Source organism: Paraburkholderia sp. BCC1876, assembly GCF_902833695.1.
Taxonomy (GTDB): Bacteria; Pseudomonadota; Gammaproteobacteria; order Burkholderiales; family Burkholderiaceae; genus Paraburkholderia.
Genome location: NZ_CADFGI010000005.1, coordinates 115854 through 134047 on the forward strand (window position 1 = coordinate 115854; position 18194 = coordinate 134047).

Genomic DNA, 18194 nt, shown 5'->3' on the forward strand with positions numbered 1-18194 from the left:
ATGCGCAACCGGATGGCGAAGGCACACAAGGAACGCTCGCGTGACGAGCGCAGTGGGATGGAACCGGCAGCGCGCCGCTTCGCAGGTCCCGGCTCGCAACGGCTGATGCGCGGGCTCGCCTGCTGGCTCGCGTTGCAGACCGCCCTGGCGGCGCCGCTCGTGTCGGTCGCACAGGCGGCTGAAGCCGTCGCGGCGGCAGCGGGCTCCACCCAGGCGGGTTCCACTCAAACGCGCGCGACGGCGGGCAATCAAGGCACACCCGGTACACCCACTCCCCTCGTCGCCACCGGCGTGGGCAGCGTGCCCGCGCCGAGCCCCGCCGTGCCGTACGACCCGAACACGCTCACGCAAGCCGCGTTGGCGACGCCGACGCCCGCGCTCGCCGCGTCGTCGGTGAAGGCGTTGGGCATCAAGACGCCGACCACCGCCGAACCCGGCACGCTGGTGCCGGGCGGCCGGCGGCAGACGCTGACCTTCGCCGATCTCGGCGCGCTCGATCCGCTGCAACTGCGCGGCACCGACGGTCAGAACGGCGTCGCGTTCTCGGTACGTGGCGACGAAGTGGTGACCGGCGCGGTGCTGCACCTGGTCTATAGCTACTCGCCCGCGCTGCTGCCGAATCTCTCGCAACTGAAAGTGCTGGTGAACGGCGAAGTCGCCGCGACCCTGCCCGTGCCGCACGAACAGTCCGGCATGCTGGTGGCGCGCGACGTGTCGATCGATCCGCGCTTCATCACCGAGTTCAATCACCTGAACGTGCAGTTGATCGGCCATTACACGACGAGTTGCGAGGACCCGGCGAACTCGTCGCTGTGGGCCACCGTCAGCAATGCGAGTTCGCTCGATCTGACCTACGCATCGCTCGCCAGCAAGCCGGATCTGGCGGCGCTGCCGCAGCCGTTCTTCGACCGCCGCGACGTGCGCCGGCTCGAACTGCCGTTCGTGTTCCCGCAAAAGCCGGGCGCCGCAACGCTCGAAGCGGGCGGCATCGTCGCCTCGTGGTTCGGCGCGCTGGCCGGTTATCGCGGCGCGGTGTTTCCGGCGCAACTGGACAATGCGCCGTTGTCGGGCAACGCCGTGGTGTTCGCCACTTCCGACCAGCGCCCGGCCGGCATCGAGATTCCGGCGATCTCCGGTCCGACCATCGCGGTGGTGGATCGCGAAGTGCCGGCGCGCGGCAAGCTGCTGCTCGTGCTCGGGCGCACCGAAGCCGAACTGAAGACCGCCGCCAAGGCCCTCGGCATCGGCCAGAACACGCTGACGGGTGCGAGCGCAACCATCACGCAGTTGAACGAACTCGGGCCGCGCGCGCCGTACGACGCGCCGAACTGGTTGCCGACCCATCGTCCGGTGCGCTTCGGCGAACTCGCCGACGCGCGCGATCTGACCGTGTCAGGCTACGACGCCGACGCGGTGCGCGTGAATCTGCGCGTGCCGCCCGATCTGTTCATGTGGCACACCAAGGGCGCGCCGATCGATCTGCGCTACCGCTACACGGTGCGCCCGCACGTCGACCGGTCGTCGTTGAACGTGAGCGTGAACAACGGCTTCGTGCAGGCGCTGCCGATTCCGGCGGAGTCCGCCTCCGTGTTCGATCTGAGCCATTACTTCGCGCGCGTGTTGCCGGACAGGACCGCCGAGGCGCGCCGCACCGTCTACATTCCGCCGCTGCTGCTGACGCCGCGCGCGCAGGTGCGCCTGCACTTCTACTACGACATTCCCGATACCGGCGAATGCCACGGCCGTCTGCTCGACAACGTGGTCGGCGCAATCGATCCGAATTCGACGATCGACCTGTCGTCGTTCCCGCATTACATGGCGCTGCCCGATCTGGCCGCGTTCGCCAATAGCGGCTTCCCGTTCACGCGTATGGCGGACCTCTCCGAGACCGCCGCCATCCTGCCGAACGACGCCGATTCGAGCGACTACAGCCTGTTTTTGCTGACCATGGGCCGCATGGGCGCGTCGACCGGTTATCCGGTGAACGGCGTGAGCGTCGGCACCGCGGACGACGTCGACAAGTACGCCAATAAAGACCTGCTGATTTTCGGCGCGCCGGGCAAGCAGCCGCTGCTGCAACGCTGGGCCAGGTCGATGCCGTTCTCCAGCGACGGCGATTCGCGCACCTTCCAGCTCTCCGACATCGTCTTCAAACTCGAGGACTGGTGGCACGGCGAGCGCGGTGTCGAACGCACGCCGGCGCGCGCCGACCTGACGCTGGTGAGTTCGAACGGCGACGCGCTGCTGACCGGTTTCGAGTCGCCGTTGCAGAAGAACCGCAGCGCGGTCGCGCTGGTGAGCGCGGCCGGCCAGTCGGACGCGGATCTGTCAACCGCGCTGCTCGATGCCGACGTGCTGCCGGAAATTCAAGGCGCGATGGCCGTGATTCACGGCCGCAACGTGACCATCACGTCGAACGGCGAAGCGTATTACATCGGCCATCTGTCGCCGCAGGAGTATCTGCGCTGGGCGCTGTCGTCGCATCCGCTGCTGTTGATGCTGGGCGGCGTGCTCGCCGCGCTGATCATCGCGGGCCTGTTCTACCGGACGCTGCGCTCGGTCGCCGCGCGCCGCCTGAAGGACTGAGGACTGTTTATGCAGGTTCGAATCAACCGGAAGGCATGCCTCGCATTGACGCTCGGCCTCGCCGCGTCGGCGAGTTTTGCCAATCTCGTGAAGGTGGCGCAGGTCAATCCCGCAGCCGCGGCGTCCGGGGCGTGCGGTGAGTGGACCGGCTACCGGCGCTTCGTCGAACGTTTCGTGCAGGCGGACGGCCGCGTGATCGACTACTCCACGCCGACCCAGCAAACCACCTCCGAAGGTCAGTCGTACGGTCTGTTCTTCGCGCTGGTCGCGAACGACCGCGCGACCTTCGACCGGCTGCTCGCGTGGACCCGCACCAACCTCGCGGACAATCAGTTCGACGCGCAAAACATGCGGCTGCCGTCGTGGCAATGGGGCAGAAAACCGGACGGCTCGTTCGGCGTACTCGATCCGAATTCCGCCTCCGACTCCGATCTGTGGATCGCCTACGACCTGCTGCAAGCCGGCCGTCTGTGGAAAGACCCCACCTACACGCAACTCGGCCAGGCGCTGGCCACGCAGATCGCGCGCCAGGAAATGACCACCTTGCCGGGCGTCGGCCCGATGCTGCTGCCGGGACCGCAAGGCTTCAAGGTGGGCGGCGTGACGCGTCTGAATCCGAGCTATCTGCCCTTGCCGGTGTTGCGCGCGCTCGCCCATGAACAGCCGAACGGTCCGTGGGCCAAGCTCGCCGAGAGCGCCTACAAGCTGATCAAGACCACCGCGCCGCAAGGCTTCTCGCCCGACTGGGCGGCGTGGCAGAACGGCCAGTTCGTGGTGGATCCGAAAAACGGCGACACCGGCAGCTACGACGCGATCCGCGTTTATCTGTGGGCCGGTCTCGCCTCGCCCGCCGATCCGCTCGCCAAACCCTGGCTCGCGGCGCTCGGCGGCATGCGCGCGAAGGTCGCGCAAACCGGCATTCCGCCGGAGAAAGTCTCGTCGACCAGCGGCACGGCCAGCGGCGAAGGTCCGCTCAGTTACTGGGGCGCGCTCGCGCCGTATTTCAAGTCGCTCGGCGACGAGCGCGGCCTCGGCCTCGCGCGCACCCATCTCGCGGCGCTCGACGCCAATGTGCCCGGCCGCGAGCCGGTTTACTACGATCGTGTGCTGGGTTTGTTCGGCACGGGGTTTATCGACGGCCGCTATCGCTTCGACGAAGCCGGCCGTCTCGTGCCTGGCTGGAGAAATGCATGCGATTGAGCGCCCTCGCGTTGTCATTGCGCTTCGCGCTGAGCGTCACGGCGGTCTGCTATGTGGCGACCGCCGCGCCCGACGTGCTGGCGCAGGCGTCGAAAGATCCGCTGAACGTGCTGATCGATCAGGGCAAGTACTGGCAGTCGCATCAGCGCGGCGACCTCGCCGAGCAGGCCTGGCTGAAGGTGCTGCGGCTCGATCCGAAGCAGCCCGACGCGCTCTACGGCATGGGCATGGTGCTCGCCGACCGCAAGGACGGCGCGGGCGCGCAGCAATATCTGGCGCGCCTGAAAGCGGTCGCGCCGAACTACCCGAATATGGATGAACTCGGCCGGCGTCTGGGCGAATCGAGCGTGCGCGACCAGACCGTGAACGACGCGCGGCGGCTCGCGCAAAGCGGCCAGAGCGCGAGCGCGGTGGAGCAATACCAGCGCGCGCTGAACGGCAAGCCGGCCACGCCCGAATTGCAGCTCGAGTATTACCAGGCGCTGTCGGCTACGCCGCAAGGCTGGGACCAGGCCCGCCGCGGCCTCGAACAGCTCGCGCGCGACAACCCCGACGACCCGCGCTACGCCCTCGCCTACGCGCAGCATCTAACGTATCGCGACGTCACGCGGCGCGACGGTATCGCGCGTCTGCAAAAACTCTCCGCCGACAACACGGTCGGCACGTCGGCGAAAAAGAGCTGGCGTCAGGCGCTGTTGTGGCTCGACGCGCGGCCCTCCGATTCCGCGTTGTACGAGTCGTATCTGCAAAGCGCCGGCGACGACGCCGCGGTCAAGGCGCGCTTCGATTCGATGGTGCAGCAGGACAAGGCGGCGCGCGACCGCTCGCAAGAGAACGCCGCGACGGATGCACGCGGCCGTACCGTCGCCGACGGTTTCACCGCGCTCGACAAAGACGACGTCGCGACCGCGCGCTCGAAGTTTTCCTCGGTGCTGGCCAACAGCCCGAACGACACCGACGCGCTCGGCGGCATGGGGATCGCCGCGCTGAAGCAGGAACGCTTCGCCGAGGCGCGCAATTATCTGGAACGCGCGTCGCGCAGCGGCAATCCGGCGCGCTGGAAAACCGCGCTCGACAGCGCGACCTACTGGACCTACACCAGCGACGCAATCGGCGCGCGCAGCAACGGCGAATTCGCGAAAGCGAAGTCGCTGTTCGAACGCGCGATCGCGCTGAATCCGTCCGACGTCACCGCGCAGGTGCTGCTCGGCGAAATGCTGCTCGCCAATAACGACCCGGTCGGCGCGGAACAGGCGTACCGGATGGCGCTGCGCCGCCAGGCCGACAATCCCGACGCGGTGCGCGGACTGGTCGGCGCGCTCGCCGCGCAAGGCCGCGGCGACGAGGCGCTGCAGTTCGCCAATCAGTTGAACGCCGAACAGCAGACCAAGGCCGGCGGCATCAACCGTCTGCGCGGCGAAGCGCAAGCCGCTCAGGCACGCGCCGCCGAAGCGCGCGGCGATCTCGGCAGCGCCCGCAGCCTGTTCGAAGACGCGCTGCTGAACACGCCGGACGACCCGTGGCTGCGGCTCGACCTCGCGCGCATTTACGTGCGGCAAGGCGCGGTCGCCAACGCCCGCAGCATGATGGACGGCCTGCTGGCCGCGCATCCCGACATGACCGACGCGCTCTATGCGAGCGCGTTGCTGTCGGCGGAAACGCAGGACTGGGCGGCGGGGCTCGCGCAACTGGAGCGGATTCCGGCCGCGCAGCGCACCGACGCGATGACGACCTTGCAGCACCGCCTGTGGGTGCATCAACAGGCCGATCTCGCGACGCGGATGGCGCGCAACGGTCAGAACCAGCAGGCGCTCGCCACGCTGCACGCGGCCGAACCGGTCGCCGGCAACAACCCCGAACTGATCGGCGTGATCGCCGCCGGTTATCAGCAGGCGGGCGACCCGAACCGCGCGTTGGGCCTCGTGCGCAGCGCGATGAACGCGGCGCCCGGCAACACCGATCTGCTGCTGCAATACGCGGGCATTCTGTCGGCCACGCAGCAGGAAAACGAACTCGGCATGGTGATGCGCCGGCTCGCCGCGATGCAGTTGACGCCGCAGCAACGCACGGACTTCGGCAATCTGAATCTGGGCATCGTCATCAAGCAATGCGACGCGGTGCGCCAGCGCGGCGATCTGGCTAGCGCCTACGACGTGATCGCGCCGTGGCTCGCGGCCATGCCGGACAACCCCGATCTGCAGGCCGCGCTCGGCCGTCTTTATTCGAGCGCGGGCGACGACCGCAATGCGCTCGCCAGCTATCGCGTCGCGCTGCAACGCAAGCCCGACGACCTGAACCTGTTGCAGGCCACGATTCCCGCCGCGGTCGGCGCGAAGCAGTTCAGCTACGCCGAATCGCTCGCGAATCAGGCGTTGCGCGCAGCGCCCGGCGATCCGGGCGTGCTGGCCACCGTCGGCCGCATGTATCGCGCGGAAGGCAAGCTGTCGCTCGCGTCGACGTATCTGCAGCGCTCGCTGGTCGCCGCCAATACGCCGCTGATGGCCAACGCGCCGCGCACCCCGGCGAGCAACGTGCCGCGCGGTTGGGAAGTGGCCATGCGCCGGATCGGCGCGACGCCGCTGCCCGGCACCAATCCGTTCGAAGGCAAAACCGCTACCGTCACACCGTCCGACGCCGACAACGCCGCGTTGGGCGGCGGCAATTACACCGCCGCGCGCGCCGCGCTTCCGTACTCGCAGTCCTCCTTGCCGACACAGACCGTGCCGAACTATCCGCCGCCTACGCAGCCCGCGCCGTACGTCGCGCCTTATACGGCGCCCGCGCAGCCTTATACGCCGAACGGTGCGCCCGCTGCCTTGCCGTACAACACGCCTCGCCCCGCCGTGAATTCCGGTGGCTATGGGCAGGAAACTTATGGGTCGAGCCAGTCGGGCGCGCCGTTGCAGCCTTATCCGGGGCAAGGGCAACAGCCGATGCAGGCTCAGGCGCCGATGCAGGCGCCGCAACAGCCGTATAACGCGGGGTATGCGCAGCAGCCGCAGCAACAGCCGTATAACGCGGGGTATCCGCAGCAGCCCTATCCGCAGCAAGCGCAATACGGCGCGCCGGATGGTTACGCCGCGACGCCGTGGCCCATGTCGCCGGCGGCGCGCGAAGCGCAGGCCAACGCCGGTTCGACGCAAGCGCAACCGTATGCGCCTTATAACGCCAACGCGAAACGGCCGACCGCTAAAAAGCAGACCGCGTCGAAGAGCAAGCGCAGTGCGCCGACCTACGCGCGAGCGCCCTATGGACAACAGCAAGGCTATCCGCAACAACAGGGCTATTACGGCCAGCAGCCGTATCCGCAGCAACAACAGGGTTACGCGCAGCAGCCCTATCAACCGTATCCGCCGCAGCAGCAAGGGTATGGCCAGCAGCCGTATCAACCGGTGCCGCCGCAGGCTTATCCGAATCAGGGCTATTACGCGCAACAGCAGCAGCCATACATTCCGCAGCCGCCGACCGGCTATGCACAGGCCTATTACCCGCAGCAGCCGGGAGCGAACGGCAACGGCGCGAACTACGCGCCGTCGAACGTCGCCAACACGCAAACGCTCGGCGTCGCGGAAGAACTCGCGCAGGTCAATCGCGAACAATCGAGCAGCGTGACGGGCGGCATCGTGTTCCGCAACCGCACCGGCGAGGACGGCCTGTCCACCCTCACCGATATCGAAGCGCCGGTTCAGGGACGCATCAAGGCGGGCAACGGCCACATCGTCATCACGGCCACGCCGGTGACGCTCGACGCAGGCACCGCCGCCGGCACGACGTCGACGCTGGCCCGCTTCGGCGCCGGTCTGTCCAACCCGCAGTCCGCGATCTCGGCGGTGGCCGGCAACAACACGTACGGCAGCCAGACCGCGAACGGCGTGGGCCTGTCGCTCGGTTACGAAGGCCGCAGCATCAGCGCCGATATCGGCGTGACGCCGCTCGGCTTCCCCGAGAAAAACATCGTGGGCGGCGCGCAGTACAACGGCGCGATCACCGACAAGGTGACCTACTCGCTCGCCGTCGCACGGCGCGCGGTGACCGACAGCCTGCTCTCGTATGCCGGCGCGCGCGATTCGGGCTCGGGCCTCGAATGGGGCGGCGTCACGTCCAATGGCGGCCTCGGCAGCCTCGCGTGGGACGACGGCACGAGCGGCCTGTACGTGAACGCTTCTTATCAGCATTACATGGGCTACCACGTCGCGAGCAACAACGCGTACAAGGGCGGCGGCGGTGTTTATACGCGTCTGCTGAAAGACGCCGACCAGACGCTCACGGTCGGCGTGAACACCACGCTGATGACCTATAACAACAACCTGTCGTACTTCACGTATGGCCAGGGCGGCTATTTCAGCCCGCAGCAGTACATGATCCTGAATCTTCCGATCGAGTGGATGGGCCGCAACGGCGCGTTCACGTACGACGTGAAGGGCTCGATCGGCGTGCAGCATTACCGGCAGGATGCGTCGAACTACTTCCCGCTCAACGACGGCTCCGATCGTCAAAGCAACGCGGCAGCACGGGCCAATTCCCTCGGGGGCGGGCTCGACAGCAACGCGGTTTATCCTGGCCAGAGCAAGACCGGCGTGTCGTATTCGCTTAGCGCTGTCGGCGAATATCAACTCGCGCCGCAACTGGCGTTCGGCGCCACGGCGTCGCTCGGCAATGCGTATGAATACCGCGAATGGCTCGCGTCGGTTTATGTGCGCTACAGCTTCAGCAAGCAGACCGGCCTGCAACCGTTCCCGCCGACGCCGCTCAGTTCGCCGTACGTGTCGCTGTCGAACTGATGTAGGAGTTTGCGGGTTGCGGCGACGGTGAGTTCTTTCGGGCCACTGTCGCCGTCGCCGTCGCAGGCAGCCCCGGGATGCGCTGTCAGTCGTCCCGGCGTTCGGTCGCGTAGCGGCGGCAGTGCTCCAGATAGCCGGCCGCATGGCTGCTCACCAGTTCCACGATGCTTGTCCAAAGCCAGCCCGGCGCGTCGAGCGTCTTCGAGCGGTTGCGGCGCAATTCGGTGAGCCACGCCTTGCGCTCGCCGCTATCCATCTGCCGCGCGTGCGCCTTGCCCACTACCAGCGCAAGAAAGCGCGCTGCTTTCATGGCCTCGTCGCGGGTCAGTTGTTCGATCGTCAGTTTCATGTCCTGCGGCAGCAGCTCACGGATCACGACCGCGCGGTCCGCGAGGCGCGCCGCGCGCATCCGCTCGCCCAGCGACGGCGACAGATGGCGCGCGCCCTCCACCACCCGCTCGGCGTTGTCGCGCGGCATCCGCACGCGCGGATAACGTGGCGCGGCCGCCTGCGCGGCCTCCTTGATATCGATCAGACACAGATCGTCGCCGTCCAATGCGGCGCCGTCGATATCGAGCAGCACCGCATAGCGTAATCGGCCCAGCGAGCTGCATCCCTTGACCCAGTACGCGGCGTCGAGCACTTCCACGTCGGCTTCGTCGCTGGCGCCGCGCAGCACGGTCGCCAATCGCGCCAGCGTGCCCTTCTCGAACAACGCGTCAATCTCGCGCCGCTCGCTCTTCGCCAATGGCCAGAAGCGAGGCCCAAGCGGAATGGTCGGCTCGATATCCTCGATCCGCTCTTCCGCCAGATGACGCCACGAACGGCGCACCGCTTCCTTCATCACCACGCGCACCGCCTCGGGCTTTTCGGCGTGGATGTCGGCGTCACCCGCGGCTTCGTCGAAGGCGCGCTCGTAGCCGTCCGCGAGCGCTTCCATCATGCGCACCGTCGTCACGCCCGGCAGGTCGGAACCGCGAGCGGCGGTGGCTAGCGACAGGCCAAGGCGAATCAGGTCGTGCGCCGGATTGCCGATCACGGTCTGGTCGAGATCGCGTATCTGGATTTCGACGCGGCCTTGCGCGTCGGCCACCGGCCCGAGGTTGCCGGTGTGGCAATCGCCGCAGATCCAGATCGCCGGGCCTTCGGGCAACGTGTGGCTCTCCATACCCTCGAGCCATTCGTAGAATTTGCTGGTGTTGCCGCGCACATACGCGTGCGCGGAGCGCGCCATTCTGGCGTTGCGGCGCGTGATCAAAAGTGCCTGGCGGGCGTCGGCTTTCGGCAGTCTGGCGCGTGTGAGGTTTTTCTTCGACATGGTAGGGTCCGCGTTTATTGATGTTCGAATTCGGCGTGCTGTCCAGTTGCACCTTGCGCTCATTGGCGCGCGCGAACAAGTAGCGAGAGCACGAATCGGGCCTAAGGTCTGGCAGTCGGCCGGCTGCGCCAAGGTCGCGAACTGGTGACCTACAATGATTTGAGCCGCGAAGCCGCGCGACGGCGCGGACGGCGCAATTCACACGACTTCGCTCATGAACATCCAATGCGGCACCGCTGGCTGGACCGACAAGACGTTGATTGCCTGCAAGCGCTTCTATCCGCGCGGCAGCAGCAGCGCTGAAGCGCGCCTGCGCTTTTACGCGTCGCAATTCCCGCTGGTCGAAGTCGATTCGGCTTACTACGCCATGCCGTCGGCAAGCAATGCGCAACTGTGGACCGAGCGCACGCCCGAAGGCTTCACGTTCAATTTCAAGGCGTTCCGCCTGTTCACCGGGCATCAGACCTCGCCCGACGCGCTGCCCAAAGACATCGCAATGGCGCTGCCGGAAAGGATCACCGGTCCGCGCAAAAAGAACGTGTATTACCGCGACATGCCCACCGATATCCTCGACGAATTGTGGCGCCGCTATCTGGAAGCGCTCGAACCCTTGCGCGTGACTGGCCGCCTCGGTGCGGTGCTATTCCAGTTCGCGCCGTGGATCACGCGCGCGCCGGACGGCCTCGCGCTCGTCGATGAATGCCGGGCTCGGATGGCGGGTTATCTGATGGCGGCGGAGTTTCGCAATCAGTCGTGGTTCGATGAACAGCACGCGCCGTGGTCGCTCGATTTTCTGCGTGAACGCAGCCTCGTACACGTGATCGTCGACGCACCGCCTGACGTGACGAACCGCGTGCATACCGTGTGGGAAGCGACGAATCCCCAGCTTGCGATGGTGCGTTTGCACGGCCGCAATACCCAGACGTGGAGCGCGACGGGTGCGGCCAGTGCCGCGGATCGTTTTGATTACGATTATGACGATGATGAGTTGCGTGAGCTGGCGACGCCGATTCGCGCGATCGCGACGAAGGCCGGAAGAACGCATGTTATTTTTAATAACTGCTTTGAGGATCAGGGGCAGCGGAATGCGCAGACGTTGATAGGGATTCTGGAGGGCAGCGCTGTTGCTCCAGAATTATAAATTTCGTGCGGCTATCAGCTACCCGTCGCTACAAAGCGCAATCCCCGTCCGTTTTGAGTATGCCGGTTTAGCGGGCCATTGACTTAAACCAACGGCTACTTTCGGAAGTCAGCAAAAATAACCCGGCAACCGTTTCGGCGACAATGATTAGCAAGCCCACCACGTTATTTTTCTCGGAGGATAACCCGTCCGAAAACAAATGATAGAGGGCTACCATGATCAGGAATCCCGTCAAAAGGAGTGCAACATTTCTTGCCCAAAGCTTTCCAGCCGAAAGCCGCATGATAGTGAATGCATAGAAAATTGTAATCGCGGAGAGCAGCCCGAACACCGTGAGCGCCGCTTCCACTTCCCGAGGTGTGCTGAAAGGCGGAACGCCCACTCCAACAACGATACGAACTGAAAATACCAAAAACACGACCCAATAAACTGCGGCTGCGGCTCGAACCAGGCTTGGCGCATTGTTGCCCGGGAAAAAGATGAATCTGGTTTCCACTCTCAAAGGAATCTCCGCAAATTAAAAAATTAGCGCTACTCGGTTGATCGATCATAGTGCTGTCTCAAAGCTTTTTCCAGCAAGAAACAGGTGGTCGCGAAGCGCGAGTTTTTTCTATGCTCCGTGAGTGAAAGCTTTGTAGAGCGAGAATGGTCGCCCTGGATGGCGCGTTATAGGTCACGTCGTAGTTCAACTTCAAGCCAGACGCCGGAACACCGAATTCCACGAATGAAAATAACTCCCCGCCACGCTGCCGATCCCAACAAGATCAGCCATAAAACTGCCCCCGAGCTCAAGACTTGCCGGACGTTGCCGTTAACAGGCGTCGAACACGAGATTTCAAATCGGCAGCATAACGACGAGGGTTGCGAATATGGGAATTCGGTATATCGGTACTGTGCTGGTGACGGCAGCGAGCATTGCGGGATGCGCAAGCACCTACGCGCCGCCGACATCGGGCGACACGGCCCACATTACATTCAGTAAATATAAGGACTCAACGACCAGCATTCAAACTTATGACAATGCCGAGACGTGTTCCTCAAGACATAGCATTGCGTTGATGAGGTCGGATTCCAAAAAAACCACCGTTGCCGTCAAGGCCAGCGAGCCGCTATCCATCACAATGAGTGTCGACCGCGCAATCATCCCTTTGCCAATCGGGTTTGTGGTTCGCGGATGCAATGCGACCGTGACGTTCGCCCCAAAAAATGGCGCGTCGTATGCGGCGGAACTGGTCACCGGCCACGACGTGTGCCTGATCAAGCTCAAGCAGATCAATGCCGACGAGACGACCGCCGACGTCCCCGAGAGCAGCCTCAAAATAAGAAACTGGAAACGAGGCTTTGACGAGAGTTCCTCCTTTTGCGACTGACATGGTGGGAAACCCGTTCGAGTGTTTGGATGAGGACATTGGGTCGTCACGTCGGTGACCGCGTCGATTGATCGCTTTGGAGAAAGTCGACGGCCGGTTACCGGACGAGATCTCTTCCTGCACGACCCAGAAGGGATTCAAACTCGAACAGGTCGGGAAGAAGCCGTGCCACTTCAGAATAATGTGACCGGATGGAACCGGAACAATGAGTTCATTCGTCCACACGTGGCCGCTCACGCCTATCATCAGGCATGCTTCGTATATGCACGTCGCGTTGTGGGATAGGCACCTCGATACCAGCCTGCTTCAACGCGACATGGACACGAGTGAGAAGCTCGCTGCGAATGGCGGTGGAGCGATCGAGATCGTGGATCCACGCGTGCATGACAAAATCTAAAGCGCTCGCGCCGGCCCCCATGAAGAACACCGACAATTTCGGTTCGCTGGCGACGCCCGGGGTTTGCAACGCGCAGTTGGACAATAACGTCATGACGCATTGTGGGTCGCTACCATAGGCGACGCCTACCGATATTTCCAGGCGGCGATGCCGATCCCGAAGCGTCCAGTTAGTCAGTCGCTCGGAAAGCAACGAGCCATTCGGGACAATCACGTCAGCGCCATCGAAGGTTTTGATCCGCGTGGCACGCATCCCGATGTCGCTAACCCTGCCGCTGGTCGATCCGATCTCGACAACATCGCCGGCCTGAATCGGCCGCTCGAACATCAGGATCAGACCCGAGACAAAGTTGTGTACAACGTTCTGCAAACCGAATCCCACGCCAACGCCGAGGGCTCCAAAGACCAGCGCCAACTGGCTCCCCTTGAAGCCGGCGGCCGACAGCGCGATGACTATGCCGAGCAACAATATGGCATAGGAGACGAGCGACGCTACGCTGTTTCCGATGCCGCGCGACGGCGTCGAATAACCGCTCATGAGGTCCCGCAAAAGCAGGCGCGTGACGTGCGATATCCAGAACGCGATGGCGACCGTCGCGATAAAGGCCAGAATGTGCCCCATGGTGATGGAGAACTCGCCAATCGTGAATTCGTAGCCAAGCGCCAGACTCAGGAAAGCGTACACCGGCCGCAGCACCCGGAACGAATCCACCGTGAAGATGACCCAGCCGATCACCGCGCCAATGAGAATGAGGCGTTTAAGAAGCTGAACCAGGTGCGGTACATGCCGGCGCGCCAAGCTGAGGTTGTTGATGCTCGTACCAGTCAGCAACAGATGGAGAAAGGTCAGAGCAACCGTTGCGCTCACGTAGAGCGTCAGCGCCAGGTAAGCGCTACTTATCACGGCGGTGGTCAGCATGTCCGCTAACGACACGTTGCCCGTCACGTTGATGAGCACCGCCGCGCAGAACACGCCCAGCGCGAACCAGGCAATCGCACGCAGCACCTTTCCTGGCGTGCCGGTCCGTTTCGGATGGTCGCGCCGGTAGACGCGCCAGAGCAGCCACGCCGTTCCCAGCGCACCCAATAGCGTCAACCCCAGCGAAAACAATCGAAACCCTAACCCGTTGACGGCAAACACCAGGCCAACGCCCGACAGTGCATAAAGTACGGATGCGAGGTAGGGCCAACGCTCGAGCAAAGACTTGCTGTCGTGCGGCAACAGACGCAGAACCGGGATCAGCGTGATGATCATCGAGGCTTGAGTCGTCAATATCGGTGCATTGGGCTCAAGGCCCAATGAACCTACCATCCACAGGAGCAGCCACGTTGACCATGGGCGCGACAGGACGCGGGAGGCACTGGGATCCAGCATGCCGGACGCGCGTGCCGGCCGGGTGTAGCGTTTGATCCATAGCAGCAATGGCAACAGCCCCCACGCTAGCACTTCCAAAGCAATCTGATTTCCAAAGTTCGCGTCGCTGTAGGCCTGGGCGAAGTCGGTTTCGATCTTCAGGCCTTCCGGTATGCTGCGGGCGTCCCCCGCTGCGCTCACAAGCCACGCATCCGCGCGCCACAGCGGACTCACATCCCAGATCATCAAACGGCGGTCGATCAAGGCGATGGCCTGGGTAATCGATGCCTGCGCAACCTGAATACGGGCTTCTATCGCGTTGGCGCGTGTGCCAAGCGCGATCTGGCGCGCCAGTGGCACGGAGATCTCCTGCTCGGCGCGATCGAGAAGTGCGATGACTGCTTCAACGCGCAACTTAAGAACGCCGGGCAGGTTAGCGTCGTGGTCGGCTGTCGATTGCCAGACGGCACGCCGACGAGCCAGCTCGGCAGCGTCGGCGACATAAGGTGTTGTCGCCAGTCGCAAGCTGTCGTGCCAGCGTTCATAGAGGCGTGCGTCGAAATGCCAGTGCCGCTCCAGGCTTTCCAGCCGCATCACTGAGAGCTGCATCAACTGCGTCGGGGTAAGGTCCCGCAAGCGGTCGTCGACCGAATGCGCAATCTTGTCCAGGCCTGGCTGGAGCCTCAACGTCACGTCCGCTGCCTGAGCCTGTTCAATCGTCGTTGTGGCGAATAGCTCGTCAGCATCGGCCTGAGCCAAAATGAACGCGGGATCGATCAACGGGGACGCTATCTGTGCCGAGGCGTTCGTTGGTGATGCAACTATGTCGTGTGGGGTGGGAAGTGCCTGACCCGCAACGGAGGTGGCGGCAATCAAACCCGCTGCGAGTGCACAACGACGAATGACGTTGCAAACTGCGTGTTGACTCATTCACACACCCGATATGCTAGTAGGGATCAGTATGCCGGCTCCCGTGACGGCGTGACGTTAACGACCAGCGCACCGCCCCTCCCAACGCTCCTGTCGTTGACCCATGCAACGCTCCATAGTACCTCCAGGGTGTCAAAAATCCGCCATGGACAAGGCACAATTCTGCGTGAACCTCGACAGGAACCGGTTGCGCGGCGCAATCACGGGCGGTAACCGCTAGAATTGCGCCTTTAGCCCGGAATACCGCCAATGTCTTTTGCCTCGCTTGGCCTGATCGATCCCTTGCTGCGTAATCTGCAGGACCTCAATTACCAGACACCTACGCCGGTGCAGGCCAAGGCGATTCCCGCTGTGCTCAGTGGCAAGGACGTCATGGCCGCGGCACAGACCGGCACCGGCAAAACGGCGGGTTTTGCGCTGCCGCTGTTGCAACGCCTGGTGCAACACGGCCCGGCGGTGTCCAGCAACCGCGCGCGGGTTCTGGTGCTGGTGCCCACGCGTGAACTGGCCGAACAATTGCTGCAAAGCTTTATCGATTACGGCAAAGGCCTCGACTTACGATTTCTGGCGGCCTACGGCGGCGTGAGCATCAACCCGCAGATGATGAAGTTGCGCAAAGGCGTGGATGTCCTCGTTGCCACGCCGGGCCGTTTGCTGGATCTCCATCGCCAGAACGCCGTGCAGTTCGATCAGGTGCAAACGCTGGTGCTGGATGAAGCCGACCGCATGCTGGATCTGGGCTTTGAGCGCGAACTCAACGCCGTCTTTGCCGCGTTGCCCGCTCAGCGCCAGACCCTGCTGTTCTCCGCCACGTTTACCGACGACATCCGCGCCATGGCGGCGGGCATTCTGCGCGGCCCGGTCGATATCAGCGTCAGCCCGCCCAATGCCACGGCCAGCAGGATCAAGCAGTGGGTGGTGCTGGTGGATAAAAAGAACAAGCCCGACCTTTTCATGCACCTGGTGGCGGAGAACAACTGGACGCACGCGCTGGTGTTCGTCAAAACCCGCAATGGCGTGGATTACCTGGCGGCCATGCTGGATGAAGCGGGCTATGCGGTCGACACCATCCACGGCGACAAACCGCAACCCGCGCGCCTGCGTGCGCTGGAGCGCTTCAAGACGGGCGAAGTATCGATGCTGGTCGCCACCGACGTGGCCGCGCGCGGACTGGATATCGACGATCTGCCGCTGGTGATCAACGTCGATCTGCCGATCGTGGCGCAAGACTATGTGCACCGTATCGGCCGTACCGGCCGCGCGGGCGCGAGCGGCGTGGCGGTGTCCCTCGTGTGTGCCGATGAAGCGCCGCAACTGGCCGCGATCGAAGCGCTGATCCGGCAAACGCTGCGCCGTGAAGAAGAGCCGGGTTTCGAAGCCGAACACCGCGTGCCGCAAACCAGCGCGACGGGCGAAATCATCAAGAAACCCAAAAAGCCCAAGAAGCCGAAAATGCCGCAAGCGGCGCCGCGCGCCATGCCGGCGCCCAGCAAAAAGCCGCGCCCGCAAGGTGGCGAAAACAAACGCAAGCCTGCGGCGCCGCGCAGCAAACCCGTTGCGGGTTCACATAAACCGGCTAGCAAACCCGCTAGCGGCCGCGGCAAACGCCAACCCTGAACCATCAGCCGTCAGCCGAATCGCAGCGCTCCACGAAGAAGATCGGTAAGCTCTCTCCATCTACACCCATCAATGTGCCGTCTATGACTTCCCGACCCACTGATCAAATCGCGCAGCAGCTTGCCTTTCTCGTGGAGTTGGACAAACTGAAGTCGATACTGCGGCAATCTCCACTGATCGATCAGAGTCGCAAGGAAAACTCGGCGGAGCATTCCTGGCACCTGAGCCTGTTCGCGCTCGTCCTCTCGGCGCACGCAAAGGAAGCGGTCGACACCCTCCACGTCGTCAAACTGCTGCTCGTGCACGACGTTGTCGAGATCGACGCCGGCGACCATCCGATGCATTCATCCAGCGGTCAGGCCGCACAGATTGCCGAGGCGGAGCAACACGCCGCCGAGCGAATTTTTGGGCTACTGCCCGAACCCCAGGGGCGCGAACTGCTCGATCTCTGGCTCGAGTTCGAGGCCGCGCAAACCCCCGAGGCGATCTTTGCCAAAGCGCTGGATCGATTGCAGCCCCTGTTGATCAATACCCTATCGAACGGGGGAACATGGACTGAGAACGGGGTCACGCAGCAGCAGGTCATGGAAAGGTACGGCCCCGTGATCGCGCGCGGCTCACCGGCCCTGTGGGAAGCGGCAAGCGAGCGCGTCGGCGAATATTTTGCCGCGAGTGGGAGCAGCTAACTGAACGGTGGCACTAGGAGACTTCAATGGCTGGTCAAGACAGGTTGCATCCGCTACGTCCGCTACTGAAGAACTGGATCTGGGAGCATGGCCGGATCGGCACCCGCTATCTGGACTTCGCCGACGGCGAGATCAAGTTCGACGAAGGCAAGAAATCGCACTTCGCGTCTGAAGAATATATTTACGTGCCGCTTGACAGGCAAGCCGCCGACGATCCCGCCGCACACGGACCCGCGATCCAGGAAGCAGGACTGGCGCGATTCCTGAAAGCCGCGCAATTGGGCAAGCCGGAAGAAGCCGGCTCCGCGGCCGAGGTCTCACGCGCGGTGGAAGACTGCCTCGAACTCGGCCTGTTCTCCGCCTACCAGAGCGCCGCTCGCGAGGCGCTGGCGCGTTACGCGCAGGAAGCCATGTTCGACGACGAAATCCGCGCGGCGGTGGTCGACGATATACGGCGGCTCTACAGCGATGCACGGGAACAGCTGGCGCTCTACGACTTCAGCGTGCTTTACGGGCTGCCCACGCCGCTGCTGATCAGTGACGCGCCTTTCATCGACTGGCGCGTGCGCACCAGTCCCGCCCTGCCGTTCGTGTCGTTGCCTCTGGGCCCTTACTGCCTGCTGGTAGGTGCCGCGTCGGGCAGAAAAAGCCGCGCCGCGCCGGTGGTCTGGAAAGCGGCCGCCGCAATGGGTCCGCTGAAAGATCACAACCGCCAGATCACCGAGCACGCGCGCTTGTGGCTCGTGGCCACGACCGACGATCAACTCATTGCGTGCAAAGCCGCTTTGCCTCGACTCGCGACATAACGCCGCCGC

At 63.8% G+C, this 18194-nt stretch carries 11 protein-coding genes; 8 read left to right on the forward strand and 3 right to left on the reverse strand.

What is annotated here, in order from left to right; all coding sequences use genetic code 11:
- Genes bcsB through HWY05_RS19490 form a run of 3 tightly spaced genes read left to right on the forward strand, consistent with a single transcriptional unit; the run spans position 1 to position 8567 of the window.
- Positions 1-2586, forward strand: coding sequence for a cellulose biosynthesis cyclic di-GMP-binding regulatory protein BcsB (gene bcsB / locus HWY05_RS19480; RefSeq protein ID WP_176059277.1), 2586 nt, complete (start codon positions 1-3; stop codon positions 2584-2586).
- A 9-nt stretch (positions 2587-2595) separates the two neighbouring features.
- Complete coding sequence (bcsZ, locus tag HWY05_RS19485) at positions 2596-3786, forward strand: cellulose synthase complex periplasmic endoglucanase BcsZ (protein WP_176059278.1); 1191 nt, start codon at positions 2596-2598, stop codon at positions 3784-3786.
- Positions 3777-8567: a cellulose biosynthesis protein BcsC gene (locus HWY05_RS19490; RefSeq protein WP_176059279.1), complete on the forward strand. Its 4791-nt coding sequence runs from the start codon at positions 3777-3779 to the stop codon at positions 8565-8567. The genes bcsZ and HWY05_RS19490 overlap by 10 nt, the downstream gene beginning before the upstream one ends.
- Before the next feature lie 85 nt (positions 8568-8652).
- Here the strand turns inward: HWY05_RS19490 and HWY05_RS19495 are convergent, their stop codons facing one another.
- Positions 8653-9885, reverse strand: a complete 1233-nt coding sequence (locus tag HWY05_RS19495) for a DUF2252 domain-containing protein (RefSeq protein WP_176059280.1) — start codon at positions 9883-9885, stop codon at positions 8653-8655.
- A 214-nt stretch (positions 9886-10099) separates the two neighbouring features.
- On the opposite strand from HWY05_RS19495, the gene HWY05_RS19500 reads away from it, so the two are divergent.
- Entirely contained in the window at positions 10100-11026 is a 927-nt protein-coding gene (locus HWY05_RS19500; protein WP_176059281.1) for a DUF72 domain-containing protein, read from the forward strand.
- A gap of 67 nt (positions 11027-11093) precedes the next feature.
- On the opposite strand, the gene HWY05_RS19505 is transcribed toward HWY05_RS19500, so the two are convergent.
- On the reverse strand, positions 11094-11522 hold the full coding sequence (locus tag HWY05_RS19505) for a hypothetical protein (protein ID WP_156126700.1): 429 nt from the start codon (positions 11520-11522) through the stop codon (positions 11094-11096).
- A 373-nt stretch (positions 11523-11895) separates the two neighbouring features.
- On the opposite strand from HWY05_RS19505, the gene HWY05_RS19510 reads away from it, so the two are divergent.
- On the forward strand, positions 11896-12396 hold the full coding sequence (locus HWY05_RS19510; protein ID WP_035556207.1) for a hypothetical protein: 501 nt from the start codon (positions 11896-11898) through the stop codon (positions 12394-12396).
- Between the two features lie 211 nt (positions 12397-12607).
- On the opposite strand, the gene HWY05_RS19515 is transcribed toward HWY05_RS19510, so the two are convergent.
- Positions 12608-14926 (reverse strand): mechanosensitive ion channel domain-containing protein, encoded by a 2319-nt coding sequence (locus tag HWY05_RS19515; RefSeq protein WP_176059282.1) that lies wholly within the window; start codon positions 14924-14926, stop codon positions 12608-12610.
- 399 nt (positions 14927-15325) lie between these two features.
- Here HWY05_RS19515 and HWY05_RS19520 point away from each other — a divergent pair, with 399 nt between their 5' ends.
- From HWY05_RS19520 to HWY05_RS19530, 3 genes are all read left to right on the forward strand, one after another.
- A complete protein-coding gene (locus HWY05_RS19520; protein WP_176059283.1) occupies positions 15326-16693 on the forward strand; it encodes a DEAD/DEAH box helicase in 1368 nt (455 codons plus the stop codon).
- 83 nt (positions 16694-16776) lie between these two features.
- Positions 16777-17379: an HD domain-containing protein gene (locus HWY05_RS19525; protein ID WP_176059284.1), complete on the forward strand. Its 603-nt coding sequence runs from the start codon at positions 16777-16779 to the stop codon at positions 17377-17379.
- A 26-nt stretch (positions 17380-17405) separates the two neighbouring features.
- On the forward strand, positions 17406-18185 hold the full coding sequence (locus HWY05_RS19530) for a hypothetical protein (protein ID WP_176059285.1): 780 nt from the start codon (positions 17406-17408) through the stop codon (positions 18183-18185).
- The last annotated feature ends 9 nt before the right edge of the window (positions 18186-18194 follow it).

Bases quoted from the DNA above. Each gene is read 5' to 3' on its own strand.
- HWY05_RS19490 (WP_176059279.1), top strand. From the start codon at position 3,777: ATGCGATTGAGCGCCCTCGCGTTGTCATTGCGCTTCGCGCTGAGCGTC.
- HWY05_RS19525 (WP_176059284.1), top strand. From the start codon at position 16,777: ATGACTTCCCGACCCACTGATCAAATCGCGCAGCAGCTTGCCTTTCTC.
- bcsB (WP_176059277.1), top strand. From the start codon at position 1: ATGCGCAACCGGATGGCGAAGGCACACAAGGAACGCTCGCGTGACGAG.
- bcsZ (WP_176059278.1), top strand. From the start codon at position 2,596: ATGCAGGTTCGAATCAACCGGAAGGCATGCCTCGCATTGACGCTCGGC.
- HWY05_RS19520 (WP_176059283.1), top strand. From the start codon at position 15,326: ATGTCTTTTGCCTCGCTTGGCCTGATCGATCCCTTGCTGCGTAATCTG.
- HWY05_RS19495 (WP_176059280.1), bottom strand. From the start codon at position 9,885: ATGTCGAAGAAAAACCTCACACGCGCCAGACTGCCGAAAGCCGACGCC.
- HWY05_RS19500 (WP_176059281.1), top strand. From the start codon at position 10,100: ATGAACATCCAATGCGGCACCGCTGGCTGGACCGACAAGACGTTGATT.
- HWY05_RS19530 (WP_176059285.1), top strand. From the start codon at position 17,406: ATGGCTGGTCAAGACAGGTTGCATCCGCTACGTCCGCTACTGAAGAAC.
- HWY05_RS19510 (WP_035556207.1), top strand. From the start codon at position 11,896: ATGGGAATTCGGTATATCGGTACTGTGCTGGTGACGGCAGCGAGCATT.